Origin of the sequence: Streptomyces zinciresistens K42 (assembly GCF_000225525.1) — a bacterium.
Lineage (GTDB): Bacteria > Actinomycetota > Actinomycetes > Streptomycetales > Streptomycetaceae > Streptomyces > Streptomyces zinciresistens.
Genome location: NZ_AGBF01000237.1, coordinates 1 through 8,809, shown reverse-complemented (window position 1 = coordinate 8,809; position 8,809 = coordinate 1). Strand labels below are relative to the sequence as shown.

Here is an 8,809-nt window from a genome sequence, read left to right as displayed (position 1 = left end):
GGNGCCCCCGGGGCGTTACGCGTACGGTGTCAGGTCACCATCGGTACCAGCGACCCCGTCCGCCGCCGGTCGTCGTGGAGCGCATGACGAAACCGAGCAGCCACAGCACCAGGACGGCGAGCGCTATCCACCAGAGGATCTTCACGGCGAAGCCCGCACCGAACAGAACGACCGCGAGAAGCAGAACAAGAAGCAGGGGAACCATAGTTATCAACCTCCTGACCCACCGAATGCCCTACCGATCCCCTCGCAATCTTTGAAACTGCCTTGTTTATGAAGGAAATACTGGGGAATTCGGCAGAGGTTTGGAACCAGCTCGGCTGTCGGAGGGCGCCTTCGCCGTCAGAAGGCGTACCGCACACGCAGCCACGGCGCACGGGCCTCGACGAGGGAGCGCAGGGTGCGTACGGCCTCGCCCTTGGCGCCGTCGCGGTAGCGGACGTTGAGGGCGCCGTTCTGCGAGCGCTTCGCCTGCTGGAGTTCGGGCCGCCACAGCACGTCCTCGGCGCGGGGATGCCAGCCGAGGTTCACCTCGTGCAGCTCCCGGTTGTGCGTCAGCATGATCACCTCCGCGGCGGCCTGCCGCTTCACCCGGGGCGGCAGGACGTCGTCGAGGTGGTCGAGCAGTTCGGCCCAGGCGCCCTCCCAGCCGGGCCGGACCACGACGGGCGAGAGGTTGAAGTGCACCTCGTACCCGGCGTCGAGGAAGTCCGCGGCGGCGGCCACGCGTTCGGCGACCGGTGAGGTGCGCACGTCCAGCAGCCGGGAGTCGTCGGGCGGCATCACGGAGAAGCGGACACGGGTACGGCCTCGGGGGTCGAGGGCCAGCAGGCCGGGGTTGACGAACTTGGTCGCGAAGGACGCCTTGGCGGTGGGCCACTGCCGGAAGGCGTGGACCAGGTCCGCGGTGTTGTCGCAGATCAGGGCGTCCACCGAGCAGTCGCCGTTCTCCCCGATGTCGTAGACCCACGCCTCGGGGTCGCACTGGTTCGGCTCGGGCTTGCGGCCCTGGCCCGCCACGTGGCGGGCGAGATGGGCGAGGATACGGTCGATGTTGGTGAAGACGGTGACGGGGTTGGCGTAGCCCTTGCGGCGGGGGACGTAGCAGTAGGCGCACGCCATGGCGCAGCCGTTGGAGGTGCCGGGGGCGATCCAGTCCGCGGATCTGCCGTTGGGACGCGTGGCGAGCGTCTTCTTCTCCCCCAGGACCAGGGTCTCGCCCTTGATGCGCACCCAGCGCTCGACGCTGCCTTCGTTGCCGTGCAGGCCGGGGATGTTCCAGTGGGACCGCACAGGGGTCACCCGGGCGCCGGGGTGGCGGGCGATGATCTGCCGGCCGCGCGGGGACGCGGCGGCCGCGGGCTCGGCGAAGATCTCCCGCACGGGCAGAAGGCGGCGGGCGGCGGCGGAGTCGAGGTGGGGCTCCGCACGGGGCGGGCGGCCGGTCCCGGGGGAGGCGCCGGCGGGGCGGGGGCCGAGGGCGTCGAGTCCGAAGAGCGTGCCGGAGTCGTCGTCCGGGGGTCCGGCCGGGTGGTGCATCGGTGCTCCCGTGCGGAGGGTGGGATGACGGGAGACACCCGTTCATTCCACTGTACGGCGCACACATCGCCCGCCGTACGCCCGCGCGCCGGTGCCGTGCGTGAGGGCGCGGACCCGGGGCATACGCGAGAACGGCACCAACCATCCACTCCCTTCACCGAGGAGGCACATCGTGCTGGGCATTGTCGCGGCGGTCCTTTTCTTCATCTCCTTCCTCATCAACGCGGCGGACATATCCACCAACGACGTCTTCACGTCGACCAACTTCATGCTGCTCGGGCTCATGTGTCTGGCCCTGCACGTCGCGGGGATCGGCAGCGGCTGGGCGGCGCGGGGCCGCAGGCGCTGAGGGGGCGCCGCACCGGCCGGGCATCCCGATGGTGCGCGAGCTGCCCGACGGCACCCCTGTCATCCGCCCCGGGAGGCACGATCCGGGCGGGCGGTCCCGGCGCGTCGTGCGCCGCCTGCCGTCCCGGGAAACTGACGCGTCCCCCGGTCTCCAGGACGGAGACCGGGGGACGCGTCTGTCGCTCCAGGGCCGTCGGCGGCCGCGCGCTCGCGCGGTCCCGCCGGGTCAGGCCGGGCCCTCCTGCGTCCCCCCGGTCTCCTCGATGGCGGCCGGGCGCAGCTGGGCGGCGCGGACGCGGGTGACGTCCAGCTTGGTGCCGCGGTCGAAGCGGTAGATGCCGTTCTGCTCCTGGAAGACGTCCGTCAACTGGGTGTAGCAGTAGCCGAACATGTCGCGGTCGGCCAGCAGGACTGCGGTCAGGCCGCTGAAGCGGGCGTGGAACTCCTCCTCGTCACGGACCCGTTCGCCGTATCCCCAGGACTCGGTGCGGTCCTCGCCGGACTGGGCGGCGGCCGCCTCGGGGTCCCACCAGATGCCGCCGAACTCGCTGACGAAGTAGGGCTGTCCGGCGTAGGGAAGGGAGTAAAGGGCGCCGCTCTCATGGGCGTTGACGAACGGGTCGCCCTTGGCGAGGCCGGACATCAGTTCCCGGAAGGTCTCCGGGTCCTGCTCGTAGTGGTGGGAGTCGTAGATGTCGGTCTCGGCGACCCGGTGGGCGTAGCCGGAGGCGTCGATCACCGGGCGGGTGGTGTCCATCGCCTTCGTGGCGAGGAACATCGCCCGGGTGACCGCGTCGAGTGCGGTGATGCGGTCGTGGAGCTTCTGGTAGGTCTCGTTCAGCGGGCACCAGCCGATGATCGAGGGGTGGGAGTAGTCGCGCTCCAGGGCTTCCAGCCACTGGGCGACGTAGGAGGCGTCGGGCTGCTGGTTGTCGCCCGAGGAGCCGCCGACCTCGCAGCCCCAGTCGCCGAACTCGCCCCAGACCAGGTAGCCGAGGCGGTCGGCGTGGTAGAGGAAGCGCTCCTCGAAGACCTTCTGGTGCAGCCGGGCGCCGTTGAAGCCCGCTTCCAGGGCGAGTTCGATGTCGCGCACGAGGGCCTCGTCGGTGGGCGCGGTCATCAGCCCGTCCGGGTACCAGCCCTGGTCCAGGACGAGGCGCTGGAAGACCGGGCGGCCGTTGAGCAGGACGGCCTTGCCGCGCAGGCCGACGGCGCGCAGGCCCGCGTAGCTCTCCGCGCTGTCGACGAGGTGCCCGCCCGCGTCGAGGAGTTCCAGCCTGAGGGCGTACAGGTGCGGGTCCTCGGGGCTCCACTCGCGGCGCCGGTCGTCGGGAACCGTCAGGTGCAGCCGGGGGGCCAGGTCCAGGTCGGCGCGTGCCTCGGCGCGGGCGACCTCGCCGGAGGCGTCGCTGAGGACGGCGCGCACCCGGTGGCCGGGGCGGTTGCCGGAGAGCGGGAGTTCGAGGTGGAAGGCGGAGCCGGCGAGGTCGGGGGTGATGCGCGGGCGCCGCAGGTGCACCTCGGGGACGGGCTCCAGCCAGACGGTCTGCCAGATCCCGGTGACGCGCGTGTAGTTGCAGTCGTGGTTGGCGTACCGGACGGCCTGCTTGCCGCGGGCCTGGGGGCCGGACCTGGAGTCGCGGGCCCGGACGGTGATGACGACCTCGCCGCCGTCCGCGATGTCGCCGAGGTCGGCGGTGAAGGGGGTGAAGCCGCCGCGGTGGCGGGCGACCTCGCGGCCGTCGGCCCACACGGTGGTGTCGTGGTCGACCGCGCCGAAGTGCAGCAGCACACGGCGTCCGGCCCAGTCGGCGGGCAGGGTGAGGGCGCGCCGGTACCAGACGGCGTGCAGGAAGTCGGTGTCGCCGATGCCGGAGAGCTCGGACTCGGGCGGGAAGGGGACGAGGATCTCGTCGCGCAGTTCCCGGCCGGGCAGGCCGCGTTCGAGCCCGCTGTCCCCCCGGTCGGTCTCGAACTGCCAGGCGCCGTTCAGGTTGAGCCAGTCGCGTCGCACGAACTGCGGGCGCGGGTACTCCGGGCGCGGTACGGAGTGAGTGGGCACAGGTGCTCCAGTGGATCGGGGGCCGGCGGTGCCGCCGCCGGCCTGCGGGTGGGGCGGGGTCAGGATCCGCCGAGTCCGGTCGTGGCGACGGAGTCGACGATGCGGCGCTGGAAGAAGAGGAACACCACGATCAGCGGCAGGGCCGCGAGCAGCGCGGACGCCATGGACTGGGCGTACTGGATGCCGAAGGCGTCCTTGACGGTGGCCAGGCCGACGGGGAGGGTCATCAGGCCGGGGTCGTTGGTGACGATGAACGGCCACATGAAGTTGTTCCACGCCCCGATGAAGACGAAGATCGCCACGGCGGCGACGATCGGCCGGGACAGGGGCAGCACGATCGACAGGAAGACCCGGAACTCGGAGGCGCCGTCGATGCGTGCCGCGTCCTCCAGTTCGCGCGGCACGGCGTCGAAGAAGCGCTTGAGGATGAAGACCATCATCGGCGCGACGACCTGCGGCAGGATGACGGCCGCGTAGGTGTCCACCAGGTTGAAGAGCACCATCTGCCGGAAGAGCGGCACGACGAGCAGCTGCGGCGGGACGAGGATGGCGGCGACCGTCGCGGCGAGCAGGGCCCTGCGGCCGCGGAAGGCGCCGCGGGAGAAGCCGTAGGCCGCGAGGGTGGAGACGGCGACCGTGATCAGCGTGACCAGCCCGGCGATCAGGAGGCTGTTGAAGGCCCAGACCGTGACGTTGCCGCGCTCCAGGATCTGCCGGTACGCCTGCCCGGTGAGGGCGCCCTTGACCGGGGAAAGACCGGGCGAGGCGGCGTCCTGCTCGCTCTGCAGCGAGGTGGCGACCGCCCAGACGAACGGCAGCAGCCAGACGGCTGCGAGGACGCCGAGCGCCGTGCCGGCGAGGACGCGCGGCAGCCGGCCGTGTCCGAGGACCAGGGAGGGCTGCGCGGCGGCCGAGGGGGTGCGGCGCCGCGGGCGCGGGGGTGTTGCGGTGGCGGACACGGTCAGTCCTCCTGGCGGAAGAGACGCAGTTGCACGAGCGAGACGACGATGACGAGGGCGAAGAAGAGATAGGAGACCGCGGAGGCGTAGCCCAGCCGGTAGCCGGTGAACCCGACGTCGTAGACGTACTCCAGGACGGGGCGGGTGGAGCCGTTCGGGCCGCCCTTGGTGAGGATGTAGATCTGGTCGAAGACCTTGAGCGAGGCGAGGATCTGGAGCATGGCGACGAGCACCGTGGTGCGGCGCAGCTGCGGCAGGGTGACGGACCACAGCCGCCGCCAGGCTCCGGCGCCGTCCAGGGCCGCGGCCTCGTAGGAGGAGGCGGGCAGCGACTGGAGGGCGGCGAGGTAGAGCAGGAAGTTGAAGCCGACCGTCCACCAGACGGTGAGGGCGGCGATCGCCCACATGGCGACGGCCTCGTCGGAGAGCCAGCCGACGGGTCCGAGGCCGAGGGCGTCCAGGAACTGGTTCGCCAGCCCGACCTCCGGCTGGTAGAGCCAGGTCCAGATCAGGGTGACCACGGTGACGGGGAGCAGGTAGGGGGCGAAGAAGGCGAGGCGCCAGACCCACTGCCCGGCGAGGCCGCTGTGCACGAGCAGGGCCATGCCGAGGGCGATCAGGACCAGCGGGACACTGGAGGCGGCCGTGAAGACGACCGTGTTGCCGAGACTGCTCCAGACGTCCGGGTCGCCGAACGCCTCGGCGTAGTTGTCGAAGCCGACGAAGGTGGTGTCGCGCAGTGCCAGCGAGCTGTCGGTGAGGCTCAGCCACAGTCCGTGCACGACGGGCCACACCAGGAACAGGGCGAACACGAGCAGGAACGGCAGGACGAAGACGAGGCCGGGTCCCTTGCCCGTACGGCCGCGGCCGATCCCGCGCGGGCGGCCGGGGCGGTCCCCTGCGGGTGCGGTCACCGCGTCGGCGCCGGGGGGTGCGGTGGTGGTCACGTGGGTCACTCCTTCTGCTCGTCAGGCCACCGGATTGGGCTGCCGCAGCAGCGTGTCCGCCTCGCGGACCATCTGGCGGACCGCCTTCTCGGCGGAGGTGTTGCCGAGCAGCGCCGACTGGAGCGGCTGGCACATGCGGTTCTGGAAGTTGGAGCCGGCGCCGGCGAACCAGTTCGGCGGGTCGAGGACGGCCACCTCCGCCGCGTCCGCGTAGGAGGACTGCGGGTCGAGGGCGGCGTACCGGCGCTCGGCGATCACGGGCTGGTAGGCGGGGATGTGGCCGGCGGCGGCCCAGGTGAGGCTCTGCTTGACGATCGCCGCGATGTACCGGTGGGCCTCGCGGCGCCGGGCGGGGTCGGGGTTCTTCTGGTGCGGGAGGACGAAGCTGTGGCTGTCGGCGTAGACGGCCGGCTTCTCGAAGACCTGGGGGAAGCGGGCGGCGCCGAGGCGGATCTTGGACTGCTTGAGCGTGCGCAGTTCCCAGCCGCCGAGCATGGCCATGCCGCCGCGGCCGCCCGTGAAGCCGGCGATCGAGCCGTAGTAGTCCAGGTTGTTGGGGTTGGTACGGCCGTCGAAGAGCCGCTGCATGAAGGTCACGACGCGGATCGCCGCGTCGACGTCGATCTGCGGGGGCCCGCCGTCGGGCAGGGTGAAGGAGGCGCCGGTCTGGGCGTAGAGGGCGGCGAACTGCCGCCAGTTCTGGGCCGTGTCGGTGACGTGCCCGAAGAGGATGCCCTTCTGCCCGGTGGCCTCGGCGAGCTTTCTGCCCGCGTCGAGCAGGGCCTCCGGGGAACCCATCTCGGCCAGCTCGCCCTCGGAGTCGAGGAGTCCGGCCTTGTCCGCGATGTCCTCGTCGTAGAACACGATGAACGGGTGGACGTCGAGCGGGACGGCGTAGACGGTTCCGGCGTGCTGGGTGCGTGCCCAGACGCCCGGGAGGAAATCGCGGCGAGTGACGCCGAACTCGGCGAGCAGGTCGAGGTCGAAGGGGTCGAGGAGCCCGCCGGGCGCGTAGCCGGCCAGCCGGGACAGATGCATGATCGCCACGTCGGAGGCCCGGCCGCCGGCGGCGGACATGGCCAGCTTGGTGTAGTACGACGGGCCCCAGTCGAGGATCGTGCGCTCGACGTCGAAGCCCCGCGGGCCCCGGGAGACGGCCTTGATCATGTCGTCCATCAGCATGCCGTCGCCGCCCTGGAACAGGTCCCAGACGCTGAGCGCCGAGTTGTCCGCGGCGGCGGATGAGGCGCAGCCGGACAGCGGGGCCGCGGCGAGCAGCGCGCCGGCGGCGGCCGTGCCGTTGCGCAGCAGCCGGCGGCGGGTGAGACCGGGTGCCGCACCGGGTGCGGCTTCTGGCGGTGGAGCGGGGAAGCGGGTGATCATCGCGGACCTTCCGACGGCCGGACACGCAGACCGGTCCTGCGGCGGGCAGCCGTCGCCTCGGCGTCCCACCGCCCAGGGCCGGCCGGGGGCGCACCGGCGGAACCGGTGCGTGGCTCGTTTTTACATCGATGTACATTTGGCTGTAAAGAGCCAGGAGGCGCGGCCGGAAAACGAGGGCCCGGCGGGCGGGAGCGACGCGCCGCCGGTCCTCGGCCTGCCGGGACATACACTCGGCAGCGCTCACGGGCAGGGAGGTTTCGGTGGCACGACCGAGGATCAAGGACGTCGCGCGGCTGGCGGGGGTGTCGGAGAAGACGGTCTCCAACGTCATCAACGACTACACCCATGTGTCGGACCGCACGCGGCGCGTGGTCCGCGACGCCATCGAGGAGCTCGGCTACCGGGTGAACCTGGCGGGCCGCCATCTGCGCCAGGGCCGCACCGGCATCATCGCGCTGGTCATCCCGGAACTCGACGTCCCGTACTTCGCCGAACTCGCCCGGCACGTGGTCCGGGAGGCGGAGCGGTGCTCGCTGACGGTGCTGATCCACCAGACCGCCGCCGACCGCGACCACGAACTGGCGGCCCTGTCCGGCTTCGGCTCCAGCTTCGTGGACGGCGTCATCCTGAGCCCGCTCGCCCTGACCCCGGACGATCTGCGCGACCGCGCGGACGCCCCGCCCACCGTGCTGATCGGCGAGCTGCTGGAGGAGGGCGCCGACCACGTCGCCATCGACAACGAGAAGGCGGCGCGGGAGGCCACCGCGCACCTGATCGGCCTCGGCCGCCGCCGCGTCCTGGTCATCGGCGGCCGCAGCGACACCGGGCAGGGCACGGCGCAGGCCCGGACCCGCGGCTACCGGGCGGCGCTCGCGCAGGCGGGGATCGCATACGATCCGGCCGCGCTGCTGCCCGTCGAGTCCTTCCGGATGCCCGACGGCGCCGAGGCGGTGACCCGCGCGCTGCGCGAGGGCGCCCGCCCGGACGCGCTGCTGTGCCTGAACGACCAGTTGGCGCTGGGCGCGCTGCGGGCCCTGTACGAACAGGGCGTCCGGGTGCCCGAGGAGGTCGCGGTCATCGGCTTCGACGACGTGGAGGCCGGGCGGTTCAGCGTGCCCACCCTGAGCACGGTCGCCCCCGACAAGGGCGCGGTGGCGAAGGTCGCCGTCGACCTCCTCCGGCGGCGCATGGACGAGGCCGCGGGCTCCCCGGCCGCGGGTGCCTCCCCGGCCGCGGTGAGGTCGCCCCAGGACCTCGTCGTGGCGCACAGTCTGGTACTGCGGGAGAGCACGGAGGGGATCGCGCGGGTCCCGCGACCGGGGGCGGGTACCGGGTCAGCGCCGGTGGCACCGACTCCCTCGCAGCGGACTCCCGGCATCTCGAACTCCTGATTGCGGCAAGGGAGTTGACGGACGCGCCACCCGAACGCACCGCCCGCGCCGGGGAAGTCGCCGCACCGCACGCCCAACCCGCGTGCCCGGCGGCGGAGATCACCCCCGCTCGGGCCGGCCCCGGCCCGTCCGGGCCGGGGCCGGGGCCGACGCGGCGAAGCCCCCGTTCCGAGCCGACCC

Annotated in this window: 8 protein-coding genes; 2 read left to right on the top strand and 6 right to left on the bottom strand. The window is 72.2% G+C overall.

What is annotated here, in order from left to right:
* Window positions 1–34 precede the first annotated feature (34 nt).
* Window positions 35–205: a hypothetical protein gene (locus SZN_RS32765; protein WP_007503566.1), complete on the bottom strand. Its 171-nt coding sequence runs from the start codon at window positions 203–205 to the stop codon at window positions 35–37.
* A 137-nt stretch (window positions 206–342) separates the two neighbouring features.
* Window positions 343–1,539: a spore photoproduct lyase family protein gene (locus SZN_RS32760; protein WP_007503565.1), complete on the bottom strand. Its 1,197-nt coding sequence runs from the start codon at window positions 1,537–1,539 to the stop codon at window positions 343–345.
* A gap of 172 nt (window positions 1,540–1,711) precedes the next feature.
* Between SZN_RS32760 and SZN_RS39920 the strand changes: the two genes are divergently transcribed.
* Window positions 1,712–1,888: a hypothetical protein gene (locus SZN_RS39920; RefSeq protein WP_007503563.1), complete on the top strand. Its 177-nt coding sequence runs from the start codon at window positions 1,712–1,714 to the stop codon at window positions 1,886–1,888.
* 225 nt (window positions 1,889–2,113) lie between these two features.
* Here SZN_RS39920 and SZN_RS32755 read toward each other — a convergent pair whose 3' ends face one another.
* From SZN_RS32755 to SZN_RS32740, 4 genes are read right to left on the bottom strand one after another with little or no spacing between them, the layout of a single operon-like run.
* Window positions 2,114–3,949 carry a glycoside hydrolase family 2 protein gene (locus SZN_RS32755; protein ID WP_007503561.1) on the bottom strand — a complete coding sequence of 612 codons (1,836 nt, stop codon included), beginning with the start codon at window positions 3,947–3,949 and terminating at the stop codon, window positions 2,114–2,116.
* A gap of 59 nt (window positions 3,950–4,008) precedes the next feature.
* The gene (locus tag SZN_RS32750) at window positions 4,009–4,908 is read right to left on the bottom strand and encodes a carbohydrate ABC transporter permease (RefSeq protein ID WP_007503559.1); all 900 of its coding nucleotides are present in this window, start codon (window positions 4,906–4,908) and stop codon (window positions 4,009–4,011) included.
* 2 nt (window positions 4,909–4,910) lie between these two features.
* Window positions 4,911–5,855: a carbohydrate ABC transporter permease gene (locus SZN_RS32745; protein ID WP_007503557.1), complete on the bottom strand. Its 945-nt coding sequence runs from the start codon at window positions 5,853–5,855 to the stop codon at window positions 4,911–4,913.
* Between the two features lie 21 nt (window positions 5,856–5,876).
* The gene (locus SZN_RS32740; protein WP_007503555.1) at window positions 5,877–7,238 is read right to left on the bottom strand and encodes an extracellular solute-binding protein; all 1,362 of its coding nucleotides are present in this window, start codon (window positions 7,236–7,238) and stop codon (window positions 5,877–5,879) included.
* Window positions 7,239–7,498: 260 nt separating this feature from the next.
* Between SZN_RS32740 and SZN_RS32735 the strand changes: the two genes are divergently transcribed.
* A complete protein-coding gene (locus SZN_RS32735) occupies window positions 7,499–8,629 on the top strand; it encodes a LacI family DNA-binding transcriptional regulator (RefSeq protein WP_007503554.1) in 1,131 nt (376 codons plus the stop codon).
* Window positions 8,630–8,809 lie beyond the last annotated feature (180 nt).